We start from the raw sequence: 20,038 nt of genomic DNA, 5'->3' as shown, positions 1-20,038 counted from the left end.
CAAAATAAGTGAAAGGCTAAGGAGCTGGCTAAGTCCTGAAATTGAAAGGCTTAGCCAGCATTGCTGCATGGTCTAGCTAAGTTTATGCACCAGCTGCGGCATCAATTAGATCTTTGCCGATGTCGCTTTCAAACTGCTTCCAAACTGGCTTCATTGTCTCAACCCACTCAGTACGTTGCTCAGGGGTTAGAGTGTTGATTGTGCCGCCAGATTTCAGAATGTTTTCGCGGTTAGCTGCTTCTTTTGCTTTTACAGATTGGTTCGCCTCTTGGGTTACTGCATCTGCAATGGCAAGGAATTGCGAGCGATCTTCATCACTTAGGCTAGATAGGAACTCAGAAGACGTCATGAACAAGTAAGCCAACAACTGGTGGTTGGTTTCTGTCACGCTATCTTGTACTTCGTAGAATTTTTTCGTGTAGATGTTAGACCAAGTGTTTTCTTGACCGTCTACTACACCCGTTTGCAATGCGCCGTATACCTCAGAGAACGCCATGGCTTGTGGCGATGCGTCCATTGCAGAGATCATCTGCTTAGCAACGTCAGAGGTTTGTACGCGGAATTTAAGACCAGAAGCATCGCTTGGTACGATCAGTGGTTTGTTAGCAGAGAAATACTTCATGCCAGACATCCAGTAACCTAGACCAACGAAACCTGCGTACTCGTCCATCTCAGTAAGAAGTGCTTTACCTTCTTCTGTTTGTGTAAAGCGGATCGCGTGATCCATGTCTTTAAAGATGAATGGTAGGTCGAAGACACCGTATTTTGGTGTGTAAGAACCGAATTTAGAAAGGGAAGGAGCAAGCAATTGAACATCGCCAAGTAGCAATGCTTCAAGCTCTTTGGAATCACCGAACAAAGTAGAGTTAGGGAAAACTTCAATACAAAGTTTGCCGTTCATTTCTTTGTTTACACGCTCTGCGAAGTTGTTGGCCGCAACCACTTTAGGGTGAGTTGTACCCCCAGTTACGTGACTGAACTTAACAACGCGCTCGCCAGAATCACAGTTTGCAGACGCAGTAGTCGCAGTGAAAGCAAGTGCAGCGGTAGTGAGTGCAAGGCTGATTTTTTTCATTTTTGTATGACTCCAATTTTGAGTATTTATTATTGTTAGCTTGGTCTTCGCCAAACAGGCAACAATTTTCAAGTTGCTGTCCTAACTTATTACACAATCTGTGCCAATTCTTTGGGTTTTGTTTAAGTCATTGATTTTAAATGTAATATTTTTTATTTGATGAGTTTTGTTAGAGATGGGGAAGGGGTTTTAGGGTGGGGTTTCCCCCCACTGGCTTGATGCCATGGGTGGAAATCCACCCATTGTTGTTAGTTGAAAAGATGCTTTCGGATAACTTGCTTGAGTGCTTGGTAAAAGGCTTTTTTACCCGTGTAGCCCAAGGATTTGGCGTCTGATTCAATCAGTGTATTTCGGCTACAGCCCAGTAATAACGCATCATCGGGCCTATCAGGCTTGAGTAAATGCAGGGTTAAGAGGTGCTTAGAAAACACCAAGAGCGGTGCGCGTATCGTATCGTAAGGTCTATGGTGCTCACAAAAATAGGTCAAATCTGAAACATCTTTATCCGTCAGTTTAAAAAGTGGCGGATATTCGCCCTTTGGGAATTCTGCTTCGATTAGAGCCATTAAAGGGGCTTCAAGTTCACGAAGTGATAACGGCTTGCACAACCACCATTGGCGAGCAAATAAGGATTGCCAGTGGCATGTGAGCCTATGACTGTCGCCTGTGACAGCACGCAACATCATTAAAGAATAATTTCCGCTGGCTTGATCCTGGCTGGTGCCAAGTCGAACACTTACGAAGTGATTCTTTTGCCAAAAGGTGAGCACTTCCGTGGTGGCCCCAAAGCTGGTGCAGACAAAGTCTATTTGCTCAGATTGTGCCTTGCGGTAGATGTCATCTAATAGACGACTCCCGTGCCCCTGTTGGCGAACGTTGGGGGCCACAGCAATACGACTCACTCGCCAGTAACGGTACCGTCCTGCGTCCTCAATGCCCTCGTGAGCTAATAATGACTGGGGTAATAAATGCCCCCGTGGGCGGCGTTTACCTTGAGCTACTTGCTCCGATAAGTCGTCTGGCAAGGAACCTTCTTCACTTACAAGGGCGACCCCTACAAGTTGATGGTGGTGGTAACTTAAAAAGCATGTCACGCTCGGGTCATCCACCAGCCATCTTTTATTATCTGGGGTTGTTTGATAGTGAGCACTTACAAGTAAAGCGAAAGCTTGATCTAAAAGCTGCGGATAATCGAGCCATTGTGCCCCTTGAAGCACTCTAGGTGTTTGCGAGTGAGCTTGGTGAAAGCTGTACTCGACGAACAGTAGCTCATTGAGCCAGAGTTCAAAGGGGTCATTTTCCGCCCAACGTAATGGTTGGCTAAGGGTGTGCTCAATCAGTGGTTTAGATTGGGCATGTAGAAGCGCTTTAAATTTTAGCCCAAAGCCTCGCCCTGAACCCTCATAACCATAATCAGTACTGCTAAAAACAACGGTTTTCGCTTTTTCTTTTAAGCGGTCTAACACTGGTAACGGTAAGCTAGCGGCTTCATCGACCACTAAGACATCATAATAGTTATCACTGGCGAGAAGTGCGTCTGGTGCTGAAAACGGGCATTCGCATGAAACCGTTTGTTCAAAAGCTGATTTCAATGTAATGGCATTCTGTGGTGAAGAAGCCGTCGCCATAAGGTTGTAGTCCAGGGTTTTACATTGAGCCAGCAAGGTGCCTAGTGCATAGGACTTGCCTCGACCCCGAGGAGCCAGAAGTAAATGGTTCGATGCCTGCAAAGGAAACAAGGATTGAATGAAATTGGCCTGATCTTGGGTCAGAGTGTTTGTATGACTCGCCGCCTTACTGGCAGATAAGGCCGTGGGCCATTGCTCCGAAAAGGGAGAGTGGCTTTCATGTAAGGCGCGCCAGAAGATGTGTTTATATTGGCTCGGTTGTTGTTCTGGTGTCAGCGGCCAAGGTAGAAACCGTGCCAGTTCGTGATCTGTGGCGTCCAGCCAGTTTTCGCCAAGATGAAGAATCAATGCGCCGCCGCCCTCAATGGTCCCCGCTAGAATGGCTAGAGCAGACAGGTTAATACCTTGGCTAAAGTCTAGTAACAGGGCGCGATGGGTCTGGCCGAGGACATTTTTTAAACCATTAAAGCCAATAACGGGACAAGGGCTGTCGAGAGATACTTGATGGGTAACGACTAAGCTCTGCTGGGGACACCCGTGAGTGAGGCGGTGGAATTGCGCTTGGGCGTCTGACCAAGGTAACAAACTTAGAGTGCAGTGGCGATGTTGTTGTGCACAGTCAGACATGTTGGACTCATTGGGTTAGTAGACATCAAGGCGCATGTTATGTGCGCCTTGAGTATCATACCCGCGAAGCTTGAATTACTGAATTCTAAACTTGGAAAGGTTTGCTTGCAGCTCGTTGGCCAGCTCGTAAATGCGCTCGCTCTGTTGTTGCGAGTTGCGCACTTCATCCAAGGTGCTTTGGGCTGCATTATGCAAGTCTTCCGAGTTGCCACGAATCTGTGTGGCGGCCACGCTTTGTTCTTCCGATGCGGTTGCCACATGGGCGATACGTTCGGCAACCAACACCATGGAATCGTGGATTTGCGTCAATAGGGCGCCAGCATCCCCCGCTTGTTCTACGCTGAGTGCCACTTGGTCACGACCATTTTCCATGGTGGCCACTGCAGAGCGGCTGCCTTTTTGCAAGCGCTCGACCACTTCGCGGATTTCTTCCGTGGATTGCTGAGTACGTTGTGCTAGCACTCGCACCTCATCCGCCACGACCGCAAAACCTCGGCCCTGTTCTCCCGCTCGAGCGGCCTCAATGGCTGCGTTTAAGGCAAGCAAATTGGTTTGCTCAGCGATTTCATTGATCACGGTAATGACGGCGCCAATGTTAGTGGTGCTGACTTCCACTTCTTCTATGGTTTTTGCTGCATGTTCAAAAGAAGTAGAAAGGTTAGCAACGGTCTTTTCAACGTCTTTCACCGCCAAATGGCCGCGCTCAGTCATGCCATTTACTTGTTTTGTTTCTTCAGACACTTCTACAGTGCTGGTGGCCACTTCTTCTGTTGCGACGGACACCTGTTGAATGGCAGAGGCGACTTCGGTGCAGGACTGGGTGCTTTGATTAGCTTTATCAAATAGCTCTGCGTTGGACTCGTTAATACGCTGGGACGATTCAATTAAATGAACGCTAGACTGCTTCACCTGATTAATCAGGGTTAGCAGATTGTCACGCATTATCTGGATAGAGGTTTGCAGCTGATGCAGCTCGTTGTTGCTGTTTGAGTCCACTTGCTTGTTAAAGCGGAATGCAAGGTTGCCTTGACCGATCTCATTGAGTCCACTAGAAATCTCACGCAATGGGTTGAGGGTACGGCGCACAAACCACCAAACCGTTAAACTTAGAATCACTGCCCCCACCGCTGCGACAATGGCGGTAAACAGTAGAACGCTGTTGATTTCTTCTTGGTATTCTGAAGTGTAGGTTTTAATCACTACCACCCAGTTCCAGCCTTCCACTTTTTGGAAAATAGCTTTGGATTCCCGTTGTTCTTTGTCTTGTCCCGCCACTTTTGCTGTGTAGTAGAAAATCCCTGCATCAGATTGGTACATCTCACGGAAGTTGGCTTTTAAATCGGGGAAAAGACTGTATAGGTTTTTGCCTGCAAGGCTTGGATGAACCACAAGCTTGGCTTCATCGGCACCCGTATCGGCCACATAGATATAGCCTGATTTGCCAAATTTTAGGCCGTTTAAGTGTGCGCTGACCTCGTTTAATACTGCGTCATAGGGGATGAGAGTAATAAGGCTTAACTCTTGGTTAGACGAAAGAGTTCCAACCGTGGCAAAGTATTTCTGGCTGCCAATGGTCACTTTGCCGAAGCTGCCATCGCTGCTAAGGGTGCTGGGCAATGAAAAGGCATTCGCTACCTTGCTGTCCGTTGAGGCAATCACATTTAAGCGATTACCCGAGCGGCTGCCCAGTACGATTTCCGCTTGGGAAGCCTGTTTTAAGTTAAGTAGGGCAGGGGAGCGACTGGTTAACGCTGCGCCTTGGATTTGATATTGGCCGTTACGAGCTGTGATCATGGGGCTTAGGGTTGCGTTCACCAGATTGTTTGAGCGAGTCAATGACTCTTTTACCATGCGGTACTCTGATTCCAGCTCGTGGGCAATCAAACTCACTTCCGTTTGTTGATGGTTCGATACAATGTCATTGAGTTGAACCGATAACAATTTACTGATGGATAGCACCATGACAATGAAGATGGCACAGATCAGGATCAAGCTGCCTAGGCTGACCTGATTAGGGAGTCGCATGTTTCTGAGGGATGAAAACATTGGGAAGTCCTTTCTCATTTAGGGGATAACGTGCACTTTATATTCTATTTTCATCAAACATGTTGTAACGAAAAGTAAGAAGCGAATGATAATCAGATTTTCATGGCGAGAATTATTCTCAATTGGGTTTTTGTGTCAAGAAAAAATAAGGCCCACAGAATGTGAGCCTTATGGAAAAGAAGGGGAATTTTAAGGTTAAGCGATGACGAAAAGGTCCATGAATTTATGGACAGGTGTGGCTTCCAGCGCATTTTGGTCTTTGCATAGGGCAAAGATTTGCTGGCTGCGTCCACTTGGGAAGCGGGTCGCAAGGTTGGCTTTGAATTTCTTTTCCAATAGTGGAATACCTTGCTCTCGACGACGTCGGTGACCGATTGGGTACTCTACTGAGACTTCTTCGGTGGCGGAACCATCCTTAAAGAATACTTGTATGGCGTTGGCGATAGAGCGCTTGTCTGCTTCTAAATATTCCGCGGAGAAGCGTGGGTCTTCTACGATCTCCATTTTCTCACGCAGTTCATCAATGATTGGGTTGGCAGCATGGAAGTCATCTTCATAGTGCTCTGCTACCAAGTTGCCAAATGCCAATGGTACGGCGGTCATATATTGCAGACAGTGGTCTCGGTCTGCAGCATTGGCCAAGGGGCCGACTTTGGAAATAATCCGAATGGCCGATTCATGGGTGCGAATCACGATACGTTCGATTTGGTCTAGTCTATCTTTCACCTGTGGGTGCAGGGTGACCGCAGCTTCCGCGGCGGTTTGGGCATGGAACTCGGCTGGGAAGGAGATCTTAAACAGCACGTTTTCCATCACATAGGAACCGTAGTCTTGGGTGAATTTAAAGGCTCGGTCCTCTGGTGCTTTTAGAGCTTGGTTCTTGTTGGTTTTGGAGAATGACACATCATAAAACCCCCATTGTGGTGCCGTGAGTACTCCGGGAATCCCCATCTCGCCTCGCAGTGACATGTCTGCCAGACGTACGGCTCGAGACGTGGCATCCCCTGCCGCCCAGGATTTACGTGAGCCTGCATTCGGTGCGTGACGATAGGTGCGTAACGCTGAGCCATCTACCCAAGCTTGAGAGATGGCCGCCATGATTTGCTCACGGTCGCCTCCCATCATTTTGGCTAACACAGCGGTGGAGGCGACGCGAACTAAGAGTACGTGACAAAGACCGACTCGGTTAAAGGAGTTTTCGAGGGCGATAACCCCTTGGATTTCGTGAGCCATGACCATGGCTTCTAGTACTTCCTTCATGGTCAAAGGTGCTTCACCTCGGGCGACTCGGGTTTGTGACAAATGGTCTGCCACGGCCAAGATGCCCCCAAGGTTGTCCGATGGGTGCCCCCATTCCGCGGCCAACCATGTATCGTTGTAGTCTAGCCAACGAATGATACAGCCAATGTCCCACGCGGCTTTCACTGGGTCTAGGGTGAGTGAGGTTCCGGGCACTCGGGCACCATTTGGCACTAGGGTGCCGGGTACTATGGGGCCAAGGTGTTTGGTACATTCAGGGAAGCGAAGGGCTAGCAAACCGCAGCCTAAAGTATCCATTAAACAATTGCGGGCGGTGTCCAACGCTTCGGCGCTGGTAACCTGATAATTCATTACATAATCAGCAATGTCTTGGATGACTTGGTCGTATTCTGGGCGGTTGTTTAAATCTACGTTTGCACTCATGGTTCAGTCCTAATAGTAAAATGATCAGCGGTTATGGGCGGTCATCCAGCTCAACCCATTGGGCTTTTTCTGGTCCTGTGTAATCTGCGCTAGGGCGAATAATGCGGTTGTTAGCCCGTTGCTCCATCACATGGGCTGCCCAACCGGTCACACGGGCGCAAACGAAAATAGGGGTAAATAAAAGGGTCGGAATACCCATAAAGCGGTATGCACTGGCGTGGAAAAAATCGGCGTTACAGAACAGTTTTTTCTCGCGCCACATAACCGCTTCGCAACGTTCAGATACTGCATAAAGGTGGGTGTCCCCCACTTCTTCTGAAAGGCGTTTTGACCATTGCTTAATGATGTCGTTACGTGGGTCACGTTCTCGGTAGATGGCGTGACCAAACCCCATCACTTTTTCTTTGTTTGCGAGTTTATCCAGTAGTGCCGCTTCGGCTTCATCTGGCGTTTTCCATGGTTCAATCATGTCCATAGCGGCTTCGTTGGCGCCACCATGTAAGGGGCCGCGCAAGCTGCCGATGCCGCCTGTAATACAAGAGTGCATGTCCGAAAGGGTGGAAGCACAGACGCGAGCAGTGAAGGTTGAGGCATTGAATTCGTGCTCTGCGTACAGGATCAAAGAGGCATTCATAACCTGTTCGTGAAGCGGGTTAGGGGTATCGCTGTGCAGCATAGCTAGGAAATGCCCTGCTAAGCTTGGTACCGATGGGTTGGAGGTATCGATGCGAACTCCATCATGGCTAAATCGGTACCAGTACAGAATTATGGCCGGTAGTGTGGCAAGTAGGCGATCTGCCGTGTCTTGCTGCTGGCTGAAATCCGTTTCTGTTTCTAGGTTGCCAAGAAAGGAACAGCCCGTGCGCATCACATCCATTGGGTGAGCATCTTTAGGGATAAGTTCTAAAGCAGCTTTGAGGGCTTGAGGTAACTCTCTCAGAGACATGAGTTTGTTACGGTATTGGCTTAGCTCAGTGCGGTTAGGCAACTTGCCATGAAGTAGCAAATACGCTACTTCTTCGAAGCAGGCTTTCTCTGCTAACACTTCAATGTCATACCCGCGATAGGTGAGGCCTGAGCCGGTTTTGCCGACGGTGCAGAGTGCGGTTTCGCCAGCGCTTTGGCCACGTAGACCTGCGCCTGAAAGTTCTTTAGCCATTGTTGATCTCCATTTTTATTTTTCGAGACGTCAGGGCTACTGCGCTTGCCTCGTATTGGCTTCGCTCGTGACGCCCTGTCATTGTCTCTTTTGTGAGATATCTCTATGTGATTTTTAGGGGGTTATTTATCCTTGGAATAGAGTGCGTCTAGCTTTTGTTCGTAGTCGTGGTAATTCAGAAAATCGTACAGTTCCATGCGCGTTTGCATGGTCTCTACCACATCCCTTTGATGACCGTCGTTGAGTAGGTGCTGGTAGACGTTCAAGGCGGCTTTGTTCATGGCGCGAAAGGCGCTCAATGGGTAAAGCACCAGATCAACTCCAGCGCTGCCAAGCTCTTCTTTACTGAACAGCGGCGTGGCGCCAAACTCGGTAATGTTCGCTAATACTGGGACTTTTACCGCATCAACGAATTCTTTGTATTGTTCGAGGGTCAGCATGGCTTCTGGGAAGATCATGTCAGCTCCGGCTTCCACACAGGCCACAGCACGCTCAATGGCAGACTCCATGCCTTCTACCGCAAGGGCATCGGTGCGCGCCATGATGACGAAGTTATCGTCCGTGCGGGCATCCACTGACGCTTTGATGCGATCAACCATTTCCCCTTGGCTAACGATGGCTTTATTAGGGCGATGTCCGCAGCGTTTTTGCTGAATTTGGTCTTCGATGTGCACCGCGGCGGCGCCGGCTTTTTCCATCTGTTTAATGGTTCGGGCGATATTAAAAGCACCTCCGAAGCCTGTATCGATGTCGACTAACAGGGGTAATTGGCTGGCAGAAGTGATGCGACGCACGTCTTCTAACACATCATTGAGGTCCGTCATGCCCAAGTCAGGAAGTCCATAAGACGCGTTTGCAATGCCACCACCGGATAAGTAAATGGCTTTATGTCCGGTTTGTTCAGCCATCATGGCACAGTACGCATTGACCGTGCCGACCACTTGAAGTGGAGCATGGTCTTTAACGGCTTGGCGAAATCGCGCTCCTGGTGATGATAGTGTCATATTTTCCTCACTTATTATTTTTGGGACTTTTGCACGACGACTGCGCTTACCAAATACTTTGTTAAAAGCAGACTCGTCTGGCGTCGCTCGCGACATCCTGCAAAGGTTCCATTGTTATTGGCCTGTATTGCCCTGAGATTTGTTGTCTTGCATCATCGCTTGTTTCAAAAGATTTGCCGCTCGGCTGATGTGACGGCGCATCAAGAGTTCTGCCAAATCCCCTTCGCGGTTAGCGATGGCGTCTAAAATGGCTTTGTGTTCACGTAACGCTTGGCGTGGATCAGAACGAGAGTCCGCCGTGTGGCGACGGTACATTCGAATGGTGGCGTACAGATCTTGAGTCAGCAGGCGAATCAGCTTTTGGTTCTGACTGGCGTAGATAATTCGTAAGTGGAAATCTTCGTTGCCATGTTGACTGGTGTAATGCTCATCTTGGTTGGAGTCCAAAAAGGCTTGGTGATCCTCCAATAAAGCATAGAGGTTGCTAATTTCCTCGTCGCTGATGAGCTCTGCGGCTAAACGTGCTGCCATGCCCTCCATGGCTTCACGTAGGGTAAAGGTGTCCAGCAAGTCGGCAATATTAAGCTCCACCACTCGAGCGCCCACATTCGCAGTGCGAGTAATGAGTCCTAAAGCTTCCAGCTTGACTAGGGCTTCACGCAGTGGGCCACGGGACACGCCGTAACGCTTCGCCAGCTCAGGCTCCGAGATCTTGCTCCCCAAAGGCATGTCACCTTCGACAATGGCGCTGGTTAAGCGTTTGACGAGATCTCCTGAAAGGGTATCTGATTTAATGTGTGTCACCTTGTCCAAAGCAGTCTTCCTAGTAGTTGTCGACAATGTCTATTTTATAGGATGAGAATAAGTATAAATCAAGGTGGATTGTCGACAATAATACTTAGGTATTAGTTGAAAATCAGAATTCAGTCCCACAATTGTCGACAATATTAGGTTTTACCATTGGATTGGCTGGTGGTTCCAATCCATGTAACTGGCCGTACCATCGATCTCAAGGTTATTCAGTAAGGCTAGTAGCTGACTGGCGACAAATTCAGGTGTAAACAATTTCCCCTCGGGGACAGAGCGTTGGAAAGGCTTTGAGAGAGGCGTATCTGTGGTGCCTGGGTGAAAGGCCAAGAGTTTGACATTTTTAGCCCGCCGCGCCAATTCAATGGAAAAGGTTTGCACGAGCATATTGAGTGCGGCTTTAGAAGCTCGATAACTGTACCAGCCCCCTAATTGATTGTCGGAAATACTGCCAATTCGAGCACTGAAAAGAGCAACTTTGCAGGGGGTGTCACTTTTTAGATGGGGGGTTAAATGGGTCAACCATAAGGTGGGGATCACGGTATTGCTATGGAGAATCTCCGTCAGTGCGGATTGGTTAATGTCTTCGATTCTGCGTTCCGGTTGCTTGTGCTCATCGTGCAGTACACCGTTGCAAATAATAACGCGACTTAGGGGAGCGGTCAGAGTGAGATCACGGCAAAGGGCAGCGATGTTGGCTTCTTGATAATCACAGGTCAGGGAAGTCACTGGACTTTGGAAGTCCTGCTGGGTGCGGCTGATGGCTATGATTTGAACCAAATCGGGATCTTTGGCAAGTTGTTGAATGATCGCCTGTGCAATCTTGCTGCTGGCTCCAATGATGATGGCGCTAGAACTCATAAGATCTTCTCCAAATATTAGGGAGATACGTAACCTGCCAATAACTGGATGTATCAGTCTTTGTTGCAAACGCCTTTTTCGCAGGGTTCACAGCGCTCTTGTCCGGTCAGCCAGCGGGAAATTGTGTAGCGGTGTTTTGCAAACAGCAAATAAAAACGATCAGCAAACCAGCGAATGATGGGCCAGCGCAACACTTTTAGCCATGGATGCTTGCCTACCGCTTGCCAAACGGAACAGTTTGCATCCAATCCTAATAGCAGAGTGCCGTCTTCTAACTGGGCGTGCAGGATTCGGTCTGCCGCTTGTTTATCTATGTGTGGGTACTCTTGCTCGAAATCCGACTGATGGATATCGACCAGTTTGAGTTGGTTTTTATTATTGTAGCGTCTTAATTGATCCATCTCTTTGACGCACAATGGGCAATAGCCGTCGTAGAAAAGGGTGATCATTTTTGACCTCTAATAACGTGGGTACAGCATCAACACATGTAAAGAACAAACGATTGCCGTGAGGGTAAAACGCATACTAGGGTAGAAACTGTTATCAGTGCGTAGAATTTTTAGCCAGCGAGCTTCCACCCAAAATAGGCTTACGTACCCCAATAACAATAACAGCAAGGATAATTGAGCTTGCTGCACTAGCAATGCCACCCAAGCCCCAAGGGTTATTAAATTGCTGCAAATGAGTAGAGCACGTCCCTTGGCTTGATAAGGCTGTTCTAGAACTTGTCCCCAAACCGCACCACTTAAAAAGCTCAGGATAATGGCACCATATGAGATGAATACTTTTTGCCCTAGCGTGGTCGCATGGAACCATTCCACGTGGTAAGCCACTAGGCTAGCGACAAAAGGTGCGAGTCCGAGAAAACCCAGCGTAGTGATCAGATACCGCGATGAAGTGCGCATGGTCATGCCTATGATGTGAAGGAGTGTGTAAACAATACGCATTATCCGCTAGGTTGGATTTCAATACATTAAAAAAAAACCGTATTCAGTAAAAATTATCCACCATTGAGAGAAATCGGGTCACGGAGTACAATGTCGAACTTATTTTTATAGGCTCCTTGCTAAGAGCTCGGCGTCTCCGAATCAACAAATTAAGGTGTGTTTAAAAAATGCCAGCTAAAACGATGGATGAACTCGTCTCCCTTTGTAAACGTCGCGGATTTATTTTCCAAGGCAGTGAAATTTACGGTGGTATGCAAGGGGCTTATGACTACGGTCCGCTGGGCATTGAATTAAAAAACAATCTTAAAGGCGCTTGGTGGCGTGCCATGGTCTATGACCGTGACGACGTAGAAGGTTTGGATGCTGCCATCATCCAAAACAAACACGTGTACAAATACTCCGGTCACGAAGACACGTTCACAGATCCAATGGTGGACTGTCACGAATGTAAGTCTCGTATGCGTGCCGACCACATGAAAGACATTAAAAAGTGTGACAACTGTGGCTCTGATAACGTGACTGAACCACGTGATTTCAATCTAATGTTTAAGACCAACGTTGGCCCAATGGTGAACGAAGACTCTTACACTTACCTTCGTCCAGAGACTGCACAGGGCATCTTTACTAACTTTAAAAACGTTGTGGACTCTACTTCCCGTGCTTTGCCTTTTGGTATCGCTCAGATTGGTAAGTCGTTCCGTAACGAAATTACACCGCGTAATTTCATCTTCCGTGTTCGTGAATTTGAACAAATGGAGCTGGAATTCTTCTGTAAGCCAGGGGAAGACGAGCAATGGCACGACACTTGGGTGAAACTGCGTAAACAGTGGTGGCTAGACCAAGGTTTGGCGGAAGAAAACATTGAATTTGAATACGTCACAGGTGATGACCTAGCGCACTATTCCAAAGCTACTGTGGATATCTTGTACAAGTTTCCACATGGTTTTGAAGAATTAGAAGGTGTTGCGAACCGTACTGACTACGACTTAGGTTCCCACACTAAGGCTCAGGATGAATTCGGCCTGTCAGCTAAAGTGAAGAAAAACGAACACTCTACGACTAAGCTAGCCGTTCGTGATCTAGAAGAGAACAAGATGGTCGTGCCATTCTGTATCGAGCCTTCTGCAGGTCTTGATCGTGGTGTGTTGGCGGTTTTGACTGAAGCCTTCACCGAAGAGCAACTAGACAATGGCTCTAGCCGTATCGTCTTGAAACTTAAGCCACACTTGGCGCCTATCAAGGTTGCTGTATTACCGCTTAAGAAGAACAAGCCAGAAATCGTTGAAGCCGCGAAGGGCATTAAAAACCGCCTACAAAAACTTGGCCTAGGTCGTATCCTGTACGAAAACACGGGTAACGTGGGTAAGGGTTACCGTCGCCATGACGAAGTAGGCACGCCGATCTGTATCACTGTAGACTTCGACACCATTGAACAAGAAGGCGCACCCGTGACCGTTCGTCACCGTGACACCATGGAACAAGAAGTGGTGAAAACCGCAGATCTGCCAAGCTTCATCTTGAACTACTTTATCAATCAAGACTAAGCCTTAAAGTTCTGGTTAATAAAAAACCGATGCCTTAATAAGCATCGGTTTTTTTGTATCCGGACGCCGCCCTAAATGGTTGAATCTTTAGTGGGGCTTATTGATATTGATTAAAAAAATCGCTGACATCCTGAACAATAGGCGCTTTGGTTGGCAAAAACCAAACAAGGCTCGACACCATATCTACATGACCCGTATCAGGGTAAGTTTTGGTCTCCACTTTGCCACCTTTGGCATTGATCTCTTGGCTAAGTAGGTCGATGTTGCGGCGTCCCACCAATTCGTCGTCTTCCCCCCAAAGCAGCAACATAGGCGGTTCATTACCTTGGATATAATGGGTCACGGTGATCTCTGGGAACTGTTCTTCTGGGCCAAACATATCAATCAGGTCGTCCTCTTCTGGCACAAAGTCATATGGGCCAGCTAAACCTGCAAAAGCATCGATAATGTCCGGCTCAAGTTGATGGGCATTGAGATATTCAGGGTCTGCCGTGACTAAGCCTGCGATGTGTGCCCCAGCGGAATGCCCCATGAGAAACAGCTTATCAGTATTGCCGAAGTAAGATTGAATGTTGTTAAACGTCCAAGCCACCGCCTGTGCGCCATCTTCCACGAAAGTTGGGAATTTAACTTCAGGGTATTTTCGATAATCTGGAATCACCACCACATAGCCTTGCTGGGCAAAGGTTTCCCCCACAAATTGGTACAATTCTTTGTTGCCATCGGTCCAGCGTCCACCGTAAAAGAACACTAATACTGGTCGTTGGTTATCCGCCGCAGCCTTTTCTGGGATGTAGATATCTAAAGATTGGTTCGCTTGATCACCATAGGTAACCTGAGTTACCCGTTCGGTATTGCTAAGTTTTGCAGGAAGATTTGCGATATCGACACCCACTTGGGTACACCCTGCCATGACAAAGGATGCCAAGGCGACTGCGGATTTTTTTAAGGTCATGGTCCATCTCTTTTAATAGGCTATGTGTAACCTACGTAGTAAATGGCAAAAGAGATGACAAGTGTTGGGAGAAGATCAAAAGATCACTGGGTGGTGGTGCCACCCAGTGATTGCAGGGGGGTTATTGGGTAGATTTTAATTCAAAAACCGCAAAGCCTTTGTCATTGATGGAATCAAAGCGCATAGAGCTGGCCGCTACGTCTTTCGCCTTAGGTGAGGTGGTAAAGAGAACCTTGGCCTGACCAAATGGGGCGAAGTGCCAATTATTATCTGCTGCTGGGTTAATCGTGGTTTGAGACAGCAGGTAATTGGCCACTACATCGCGGTTTTTATCCGGTGCATCAATGACAGTGGTAGAACCATCCAGATCTGGGAAATGACCGCCACCGGACGCGCGGTAGTTGTTAGTTACCACTAGGAAAGCTTGATCTGGTTGGACAGGTTTGCCATTAAACGTCACTTTGGTAATCCGGTGGGCTTCGGGGGCGACCAGTTCCCCATCTGCGTTATAGCGGTTTGGCTGGGTCACATCGATCTGGTAGTGGATGCCATCGATAACATCGAAGTTGTAGGTTGGGAAGCTGTCATTGATCAAGGCTTGAGGCGCAGATTGATTCGGATCAATTTGATTAAACTGACCGGCGGCGCGCTCCAGCCATTCCACAACTTGTGTCCCAGATAACTTAACGACTTTAACATCGTTCGGGTAAATGTAGAGATCGCTCACGTTTTTCAGGGCGATGTCACCCTTCGGCACATCTGTGTAATACTCTGGGCCACCACGACCACCTGCTTTAAACGGCGCTGCAGCAGATAAAATGGGCAGTCCTTCGTAGGAGGTGCCTCGAACGATGTTTTGTGTGTACCAGGTTTGCGCGTTGTTCACGATCTGAATAGAAGGATCGTCTTGTACCAAGGCAAAGAAACTATTGATATCCGCTGTGGATTCCCCCACCTTGCGACGCATGTAGGCTAGGGTGCCTTCATGCTCCGTATGGACTGCTTCGTTAATCGCGCTGTCTGCCTCCACTAATGGAATGGTCTCGCGGCCTTCACGCTTTGCGATGGCGCGTACCGCGCTGGTGCCACTTGTGACAGTCCAGTCGTCACCGTTTGATTCTAAGGTAAGATCGACCAATCCTAAATGTGATCCCCAGAATCCAGGCATGGTTGCAGGAACCCCGAAGACGGTGCCTGTGGCGTTATCGACCCCTTCGATGCCGTCTAATGACGAGTCCCCAGGAAATACTCGGTGGGAGTGACCAAACAGTATGGCGTTAATGCCTTCTACCTTCGCTAAGTGGTAAGTGGCGTTTTCTTCCCCTTGCTGATAATGACCTGTGTACATACCACTGTGTGGGATTGCTATGATCACGTCTGCACCATTTGCCTTCATTTCAGGTACGTACTTTTTGGCGCTTTCTATGATGTCTTTGGCGATCACCTTGCCGGTTAGATTGTCTTTATCCCAGGTCATAATTTGCGGGGGTACAAAGCCTATGTATCCCACATTTAGGGTGTGAGTTTGGCCGTCACGATCTGTCACTTGGGTCGGCTTGATTAAATAGGGTTGGAAATAAGGCTGGTCGTTACTGGCGTCTTGATCCCCATCGTCTAAATAGACGTTGGCGTTGATGTAAGGGAAGTTGGCCCCTGAGAGTGATTTCATTAAAAAGTCTAAGCCATAGTTAAACTCGTGGTTACCTATGTTGCCAACATCGTAATCCAGTAAATTCATGGCCTTGTAGGCTGGGTGTGTCTCCCCAAATCGCAAGGCACGCCCCTTAGCCACGTAATCACCAAGTGGGTTCCCCTGAAGTAAGTCTCCGTTATCTACTAATACAGAGTTGACGGATTCGGCGCGAGCTTGCTTGATCAGTGTCGCCACCCGAGACAAGCCGACTTTATCGCTTTGCTTATCAGCATAGTAGTCATAATCGGCAAGGTGCATGTGAATGTCAGTGGTTTCTAAAATGCGTAAATCGACCGTTGCCGCATGTAAGGCGCTGGCACAAGCCAAAGAAGTTCCCAGTAGTATTTGTCGTGTGAAAGTCCACGTCATGAAAAAGCTCCAAGTTCCTATTGTGATGTTGTGCTTTGAGTGTATCTTGACCTTTAAGTCAGAAATAGGCTGAATCGCAATTTTATTTGTCTAAGATGACGTTTGTGTCTCATGGGGTAGAGTGAAATTAAAATGTGTAACTGATTGGGATATTTCACATGTCCCTTGGTTATAGCGGTGAAATGCGCATAATTTCAGCCAAAGTATTTTTAAGGAAGTCCTATGAATTCGGTTATTGATCTTCTCACTGCCCATCGATCCATTCGAAAATTCACCGATCAGCCTCTGCCAGAAGGGTTATTAGAGACCTTGATAACGTCTGGGCAAGGAGCGTCGACGAGTAATCACGTGCAAGCTTGTTCCGTCATTCGTGTTACTCGCCCTGACAACCGGGAAGCTTTGATGGGGCTGGCTGGTAATCAAGCATACATTCAAGCAGCCCCAGAGTTTTTAGTATTTTGCGCTGATATGAAGCGCAACATAGACGCGGCGGAGCGCACTGGTGTCGAAGCCGTGCGAGGGATGACAGAGCAACTATTAGTGGCCACCATTGATGTGGCGCTGTTTGCCCAAAATGTCGCCATTGCTGCGGAATCGGAAGGACTCGGCTTGTGTTACATCGGTGGTATCCGTAACAACCCAGAACAAATCAGTGAACTTTTAAAGCTCCCTAAACATGTCTACCCAGTCTTTGGCATGTGTATTGGCTACCCCGATCAAGATCCAGAAGTGAAGCCCCGTTTGCCTCTTTCTACTGTGTTAAAACAAGACGTTTACACTGAGGAAAATGACGAAGCCATCGTGGAACAATACGACCAAACTATGAGCGATTATTACCAACAACGTACGGGTGGGAATAAAGACTCAAATTGGTCAAAAGGCATGGCGCCTATGTTTTCCGGAAAACTCCGTCCACACATGCGAGAATTCCTCATCAAGCAAGGATTCGAACTCAAGTAATCTACTGAATTGTCAGTGAGTTAGGGAGCGGATTAATTGCCATAAAGTTCGCCATCTAGCTTGGCAAAAGATGGCTCTCTGGCTATAATGGGCGCCGTTTTTGGCCCCATAGCTCAGTTGGTTAGAGCATCCGACTCATAATCGGCAGGTCCCCTGTTCAAGTCAGGGTGGGGCCACCATATAAGAAAGCCCCAGTAGGTTAGTTCCTACTGGGGCTTTTTTGTTTTAAAGAGCGCTCTTTGTTTATTAAAGCTTTTAGACTTTAAACTCTTCTATGGCCTTTTTAATGTTATCAGATAGGGCTGATAGGTGTTGTGACGCTTCGTTTGCATCCTTGATGACGGTCTTGGTTGAGCCCGCTTTATCTTGCACGATTTGGATGTTCTGATTGATTTTCTCCGATACGGTAGCCTGTTCTTCGGTCGCTGCGGCGACGTTAGCGGCGGCATCAATCAAGGCGTTGGCGCTGCTCAATACATGATTAAGCACTTCCACTGTTTCTAGAGCGGCGGTGCGACCATTTAGGGCCAAGTTGTTACACTGTTGTAAACGCTGCACAGTATCTGATGTAGCCGATTGTAGTTTGCTGATGGTCTGCTGAATCTGCTCTGTGCTGTTATGGGTGCGATTTGCAAGGGCTCGAACTTCGTCGGCTACAACGGCAAACCCTCGACCTTGCTCCCCAGCCCGAGCCGCTTCGATGGCTGCATTCAGTGCGAGAAGATTGGTCTGTTCAGCAATGCCTTGAATAACATCCAGTATCGAGACGATTTCTTTGCCAAGACTTTCGAGGCGCGATAGATCCGCTACGCTGTTTTCTACTTCATCCGCGAGGGCCACGATGTTGCCTGACATGGTTTCAGATTGGCGGCTGCCGTTTTGTGCTTGCTCAGTAATCTTGCTGGCCAGATCATGAGAAGACGACGCTTGTTGGGCAATTTCAGACACACTGCCGACCATCTCGCTCATGGCTGTAGCCGCTAATGCAATTTGCTCTGACTGCTGTTCTACGTTTTCGCTCACTTGATTGGCCACGTTAGCCGATTGTGTCGAGGCTTGTTGCATGGTGCCAATGCCTCCAGCAAGTTGCTTAATGGTTTTTGCAACCCCATCGAGCAGTTCGTTGACGCTGTTGGCAGCTTGCCCTAATTCATCATTACGGTTGAGTGCGATCCTATGTGCTAAGTCTTTGTGAGTCGTAATGTGATGAAGCTCTTTACTGATATAGAGAATGGGGCGTGCTAAACGGCGTCCCGTAAACAGGCCAATGAAGACAGCCAAGACAATGATGGCGACTAACGTGATGGTGGATATTAATAAGGTTCTATCGATCAATTGCTGACTAGCAAAGTCGGCTTCTTGTTTGCTTAAATCCGCTACTACCTGCCAATTCTGTCCGAACACAGACAAAGGGCGGAATGATGTGTAGGTGCTTTTACCCAGGTAGTTAGAGGTTTCAGCAAAATCGCTGCTTTGATCTGTTAACGCTGTCGCCACAGTGGGGCTGACATGCAACAACCCTGTAGTGTGCCCAGCTAAAATCTGTTTGGTTTGGCTTTGTTCAAGTTGTAAATCACTTACGTCCTGCTGGAAGCTATTGGGAGCTTCTATGAACTCTCGACTGCCTGTTCGTAAGCTACCGTCTGGCCCGACAAGGTACACTTCACCGGTTGTGCCTAAGCCAACTTCTTTCCAACGTTGATTATACGTCATGAGCTGATCGACAGATTGGCGATCCATTTGAAATACCAAAACCCCAATCAGTTGATCAATATTGTAAATAGGAGAGGCAATAAACGCAGCAGAGGATTCGTAGCTAGGTGTGAACATGCTGAAGTCGGCAAATGCCACTTGGCCCTTTTCCAGTTGCAAAGCGGATTGATACGCCTTTGCTAGCCCTGATTCACTAAAGGGCCCTGAGGTTAATGAGGTACCGAAGGCAATATTCTTAGTGACGGAATAGGTCACGTAGTCATTTCCTGAGTCAACAATATAGATGTCACCGACCCCGAGATTTTCCCGAAGCTTTCGCAGCTCCACATGGGCGGCTTTATGACTCATGTTGTACATGGAGTATTCTTGGCTTTCCAACAAACTCGATTTTTGATCCATTGGGTTAGGGTTATCGGCAATGTAGAGAAATTGCCAAAACCGAGCGATTGGGTCTAATTGTTCTAGCAATTCCATTGGATCAGTGGCGAGGGCGCCTGCTTGCTCAGCGTAATAGGGGCTGTAGGTGCTCTGATACCAATTTTTCAGAGCTGAATCTTGTTCAGGGGTTGGCTCTACCAGCTCGAAAGAGTAGTGAATATTTTTAGTATTAGAGATGACGGCTGGGCTGGAGGCCCATTGCTCAAGCTGTTGCTCCAAGGATTGGAAGTAATGGGTCACTTCACTGGCTTTGGTTTCTTTAATGGAAGCCAGTTGGTTAGTGACGCTTTGAAGCGACGCTGTGCCAATGGAGTTGATACTCAGGGTTGCTAGAATCAGCATAATAGCCAAGGCAGCAATCCCGGAAGTGGTGACCATACTTACGGATATACGAGTAGAAATATTCATCTCTGACTCCAAGTTAAACGATTTGTTATTTTTATTACTCAGAATCCGAGTAGGACTCTGGGTGACCGTTTTCTAATTGTAGTGTCGTCTAAACTTCTTTTCCTAGGCAATATAGATCCCG

The 20,038-nt window shown here is 47.9% G+C and carries 15 protein-coding genes and 1 tRNA gene; 3 read left to right on the top strand and 13 right to left on the bottom strand.

All coding sequences use genetic code 11. From position 1 onward, the window contains the following. Positions 1 to 82 precede the first annotated feature (82 nt). From ACZ5DR_RS01935 to ACZ5DR_RS01890, 10 genes are all read right to left on the bottom strand, one after another. On the bottom strand, positions 83 to 1,075 hold the full coding sequence (locus tag ACZ5DR_RS01935; RefSeq protein WP_377364416.1) for a TRAP transporter substrate-binding protein: 993 nt from the start codon (positions 1,073 to 1,075) through the stop codon (positions 83 to 85). A gap of 248 nt (positions 1,076 to 1,323) precedes the next feature. After that, a complete protein-coding gene (locus ACZ5DR_RS01930; protein WP_377364418.1) occupies positions 1,324 to 3,330 on the bottom strand; it encodes a GNAT family N-acetyltransferase in 2,007 nt (668 codons plus the stop codon). A gap of 75 nt (positions 3,331 to 3,405) precedes the next feature. Next, positions 3,406 to 5,376: a methyl-accepting chemotaxis protein gene (locus tag ACZ5DR_RS01925; protein WP_377364420.1), complete on the bottom strand. Its 1,971-nt coding sequence runs from the start codon at positions 5,374 to 5,376 to the stop codon at positions 3,406 to 3,408. A gap of 195 nt (positions 5,377 to 5,571) precedes the next feature. Beyond that, positions 5,572 to 7,059, bottom strand: coding sequence for a 2-methylcitrate dehydratase (prpD, locus tag ACZ5DR_RS01920; protein ID WP_377364422.1), 1,488 nt, complete (start codon positions 7,057 to 7,059; stop codon positions 5,572 to 5,574). Between the two features lie 31 nt (positions 7,060 to 7,090). Continuing rightward, the gene (prpC, locus tag ACZ5DR_RS01915; RefSeq protein WP_377364424.1) at positions 7,091 to 8,218 is read right to left on the bottom strand and encodes a bifunctional 2-methylcitrate synthase/citrate synthase; all 1,128 of its coding nucleotides are present in this window, start codon (positions 8,216 to 8,218) and stop codon (positions 7,091 to 7,093) included. A gap of 122 nt (positions 8,219 to 8,340) precedes the next feature. Then, positions 8,341 to 9,222, bottom strand: a complete 882-nt coding sequence (prpB, locus tag ACZ5DR_RS01910) for a methylisocitrate lyase (RefSeq protein ID WP_377364426.1) — start codon at positions 9,220 to 9,222, stop codon at positions 8,341 to 8,343. A 114-nt stretch (positions 9,223 to 9,336) separates the two neighbouring features. Then, positions 9,337 to 10,026, bottom strand: a complete 690-nt coding sequence (locus ACZ5DR_RS01905; protein WP_377365063.1) for a GntR family transcriptional regulator — start codon at positions 10,024 to 10,026, stop codon at positions 9,337 to 9,339. Between the two features lie 150 nt (positions 10,027 to 10,176). Next, positions 10,177 to 10,890, bottom strand: a complete 714-nt coding sequence (locus ACZ5DR_RS01900; protein ID WP_377364428.1) for an SDR family NAD(P)-dependent oxidoreductase — start codon at positions 10,888 to 10,890, stop codon at positions 10,177 to 10,179. Between the two features lie 53 nt (positions 10,891 to 10,943). After that, positions 10,944 to 11,339, bottom strand: a complete 396-nt coding sequence (locus tag ACZ5DR_RS01895; protein ID WP_377364430.1) for a thiol-disulfide oxidoreductase DCC family protein — start codon at positions 11,337 to 11,339, stop codon at positions 10,944 to 10,946. A gap of 9 nt (positions 11,340 to 11,348) precedes the next feature. Beyond that, positions 11,349 to 11,795: a DUF3429 domain-containing protein gene (locus ACZ5DR_RS01890; RefSeq protein WP_377364432.1), complete on the bottom strand. Its 447-nt coding sequence runs from the start codon at positions 11,793 to 11,795 to the stop codon at positions 11,349 to 11,351. A gap of 209 nt (positions 11,796 to 12,004) precedes the next feature. On the opposite strand from ACZ5DR_RS01890, the gene ACZ5DR_RS01885 reads away from it, so the two are divergent. Continuing rightward, complete coding sequence (locus tag ACZ5DR_RS01885; protein ID WP_377364434.1) at positions 12,005 to 13,381, top strand: glycine--tRNA ligase; 1,377 nt, start codon at positions 12,005 to 12,007, stop codon at positions 13,379 to 13,381. A gap of 97 nt (positions 13,382 to 13,478) precedes the next feature. Here the strand turns inward: ACZ5DR_RS01885 and ACZ5DR_RS01880 are convergent, their stop codons facing one another. Both ACZ5DR_RS01880 and ACZ5DR_RS01875 read right to left on the bottom strand, forming a co-directional pair. After that, positions 13,479 to 14,336: an alpha/beta hydrolase gene (locus ACZ5DR_RS01880; protein WP_377364436.1), complete on the bottom strand. Its 858-nt coding sequence runs from the start codon at positions 14,334 to 14,336 to the stop codon at positions 13,479 to 13,481. Positions 14,337 to 14,457: 121 nt separating this feature from the next. Continuing rightward, positions 14,458 to 16,398 carry a bifunctional 2',3'-cyclic-nucleotide 2'-phosphodiesterase/3'-nucleotidase gene (locus ACZ5DR_RS01875; protein WP_377364438.1) on the bottom strand — a complete coding sequence of 647 codons (1,941 nt, stop codon included), beginning with the start codon at positions 16,396 to 16,398 and terminating at the stop codon, positions 14,458 to 14,460. A gap of 222 nt (positions 16,399 to 16,620) precedes the next feature. On the opposite strand from ACZ5DR_RS01875, the gene nfsA reads away from it, so the two are divergent. Together nfsA and ACZ5DR_RS01865 are read left to right on the top strand one after the other, a co-directional pair. Next, entirely contained in the window at positions 16,621 to 17,358 is a 738-nt protein-coding gene (nfsA, locus tag ACZ5DR_RS01870) for an oxygen-insensitive NADPH nitroreductase (RefSeq protein WP_377364440.1), read from the top strand. Positions 17,359 to 17,460: 102 nt separating this feature from the next. Then, positions 17,461 to 17,537, top strand: a tRNA-Ile gene (locus ACZ5DR_RS01865). A gap of 76 nt (positions 17,538 to 17,613) precedes the next feature. On the opposite strand, the gene ACZ5DR_RS01860 is transcribed toward ACZ5DR_RS01865, so the two are convergent. Then, positions 17,614 to 19,917, bottom strand: a complete 2,304-nt coding sequence (locus ACZ5DR_RS01860) for a methyl-accepting chemotaxis protein (protein WP_377364442.1) — start codon at positions 19,915 to 19,917, stop codon at positions 17,614 to 17,616. Between the last annotated feature and the right edge of the window lie 121 nt (positions 19,918 to 20,038).

Source organism: Marinomonas vaga, from assembly GCF_055388305.1.
The sequence above is the reverse complement of the archived record's forward strand: the minus strand, read 5'-3'. Positions and strand labels throughout refer to the sequence as shown.

What these genes read in the sequence shown, in the direction of transcription:
- ACZ5DR_RS01875 (WP_377364438.1), bottom strand. Translation starts at nt 16,398, where the DNA reads ATGACGTGGACTTTCACACGACAAATACTACTGGGAACTTCTTTGGCT.
- ACZ5DR_RS01880 (WP_377364436.1), bottom strand. Translation starts at nt 14,336, where the DNA reads ATGACCTTAAAAAAATCCGCAGTCGCCTTGGCATCCTTTGTCATGGCA.
- nfsA (WP_377364440.1), top strand. Translation starts at nt 16,621, where the DNA reads ATGAATTCGGTTATTGATCTTCTCACTGCCCATCGATCCATTCGAAAA.
- ACZ5DR_RS01930 (WP_377364418.1), bottom strand. Translation starts at nt 3,330, where the DNA reads ATGTCTGACTGTGCACAACAACATCGCCACTGCACTCTAAGTTTGTTA.
- ACZ5DR_RS01925 (WP_377364420.1), bottom strand. Translation starts at nt 5,376, where the DNA reads ATGTTTTCATCCCTCAGAAACATGCGACTCCCTAATCAGGTCAGCCTA.
- ACZ5DR_RS01900 (WP_377364428.1), bottom strand. Translation starts at nt 10,890, where the DNA reads ATGAGTTCTAGCGCCATCATCATTGGAGCCAGCAGCAAGATTGCACAG.
- ACZ5DR_RS01860 (WP_377364442.1), bottom strand. Translation starts at nt 19,917, where the DNA reads ATGAATATTTCTACTCGTATATCCGTAAGTATGGTCACCACTTCCGGG.
- ACZ5DR_RS01885 (WP_377364434.1), top strand. Translation starts at nt 12,005, where the DNA reads ATGCCAGCTAAAACGATGGATGAACTCGTCTCCCTTTGTAAACGTCGC.
- ACZ5DR_RS01895 (WP_377364430.1), bottom strand. Translation starts at nt 11,339, where the DNA reads ATGATCACCCTTTTCTACGACGGCTATTGCCCATTGTGCGTCAAAGAG.
- prpC (WP_377364424.1), bottom strand. Translation starts at nt 8,218, where the DNA reads ATGGCTAAAGAACTTTCAGGCGCAGGTCTACGTGGCCAAAGCGCTGGC.
- ACZ5DR_RS01890 (WP_377364432.1), bottom strand. Translation starts at nt 11,795, where the DNA reads ATGCGCACTTCATCGCGGTATCTGATCACTACGCTGGGTTTTCTCGGA.
- prpB (WP_377364426.1), bottom strand. Translation starts at nt 9,222, where the DNA reads ATGACACTATCATCACCAGGAGCGCGATTTCGCCAAGCCGTTAAAGAC.
- ACZ5DR_RS01935 (WP_377364416.1), bottom strand. Translation starts at nt 1,075, where the DNA reads ATGAAAAAAATCAGCCTTGCACTCACTACCGCTGCACTTGCTTTCACT.
- prpD (WP_377364422.1), bottom strand. Translation starts at nt 7,059, where the DNA reads ATGAGTGCAAACGTAGATTTAAACAACCGCCCAGAATACGACCAAGTC.